This window comes from Microcystis sp. M53598_WE2 (genome assembly GCF_030067735.1).
GTDB lineage: Bacteria > Cyanobacteriota > Cyanobacteriia > Cyanobacteriales > Microcystaceae > Microcystis > Microcystis aeruginosa.
In genome coordinates, this window is sequence record NZ_JASJFE010000950.1 from 1 (window position 1) to 1,462 (window position 1,462).

At 37.1% G+C, this 1,462-nt stretch carries 2 protein-coding genes; one reads left to right on the forward strand and one right to left on the reverse strand.

All coding sequences use genetic code 11. The features are described from left to right. Positions 1–362: 362 nt before the first annotated feature. Positions 363–791 (forward strand): acyl-CoA thioesterase, encoded by a 429-nt coding sequence (locus PX636_RS19465; protein ID WP_002795553.1) that lies wholly within the window; start codon positions 363–365, stop codon positions 789–791. 194 nt (positions 792–985) lie between these two features. On the opposite strand, the gene PX636_RS19470 is transcribed toward PX636_RS19465, so the two are convergent. Beyond that, on the reverse strand, positions 986–1,462 hold a 477-nt coding region (locus PX636_RS19470; protein WP_288118372.1), incomplete at its 5' end, for an FtsX-like permease family protein.

Below are 1,462 nucleotides of genomic sequence, written 5' to 3' on the forward strand. Positions count from 1 at the left end.
CATTCTTGAGAAAAACGAGTTAACGGTTGATTCATGAGGTATAATCAGAAAATAAAAAACTTGTGTTTAGTTTATCATTATCAGGATAACCTATGATCATCTTAAAATTCCTACTTTATGCCCCTCAGGGTAAGCGCATCTTAACAATCCTTGACAAAATGAACTTTATATGGTTTGCCTACCCAGAGCGCGGTTCAGACATATTTGAGTAGAATTTGTCATCGCAGTTGAGATCATAACTATTCTGATTGACTGGTATGATTGCAAATGTGTAGAGGACAAGCAGCTGACAAAATTGGTCAATTGTCAATAGCGTTCTTTTAAAACCGTTGTTAATCTCGAAAAATCGCTAAATAGTCATTATGAAAGCCTACGAATATCATCACATTGTCAGTTTTCAAGAAACTAACTTAGTCGGTAATGTTTATTATGCCAATTATGTGCAATGGCAAGGTCGTTGTCGAGAAATGTTTCTCAAAGATAATGCCCCAGATATTATCACAGAATTATGCCAAGGATTAGCCTTAGTAACGGTTCGAGTATCCTGTGAGTATCTGTCCGAATTATTTGCCTTTGATCATGTTATTATTCGGATGCGTTTAGGAGAGATTAAACAAAACCGAATTACCATGTTATTTGAATATTGGCGAGTGACTGATGAAGGTGAAGAATTAGTAGCAAAAGGGGAACAACAAACAGCCTGTATGCGACGAGAGGATGGTGAAACCAGACCCACTCCAATTCCTGCTCAACTGAAATTAGCTTTAGAGAACTATCACATCCCGATCTAAAGGATAACCCGAGGAATGTGAGATAAAAATAACCGATAAAAAATGACTCTCCTAGACTGGTTATAGCCAATTAGTGGTTTAAATGAGCTTAACCCGAAACTTCCGCAGCTTTCATTTATCCCAGTATGAGCCGACTCCTGTTGAGGCGGCTTGCCTAGATGACCACACTACCCGTAAACCTTTTCAAACATACTCTAAAAAATATCGGCAGGATCGGCATATTGGAGCTTATTAATAGCCGTGGCTCCAGCAATCAAGGACATGAGCAAGGTTAAACCAAAGACGAATATTGCTCTAGTAGGGGTCATTTCAATGGGAAGTAAGGTGTATTTTTGGGTAAAATAATACTGAATCATCCCTAATAAAAAGCCAGGAATATAACCCAATACTGCAATAATCAGAGCTTGCTGAAAGACGAGCCACAGAAGATAACGATTGTGATATCCCATTGCTTTTAGAGTTGCATATTCTGCTAAGTGTTCTGCAACATTGGTATAAAGAATTTGATAAACAACCACAATCCCGACCACTAATCCTAAAAATACCCCCAAATTAAAAATAAAACCAATAGCTGTACTGGTTGCCCAATAATTTTTTTCAAAGTTAATAAACTCTTGCTTGCTTAATATTTTGACATCTTTCGGCAAATATTTCTTTAACTTTTTGAGTAA

What these genes read in the sequence shown, in the direction of transcription:
- PX636_RS19465 (WP_002795553.1), top strand. Translation starts at nt 363, where the DNA reads ATGAAAGCCTACGAATATCATCACATTGTCAGTTTTCAAGAAACTAAC.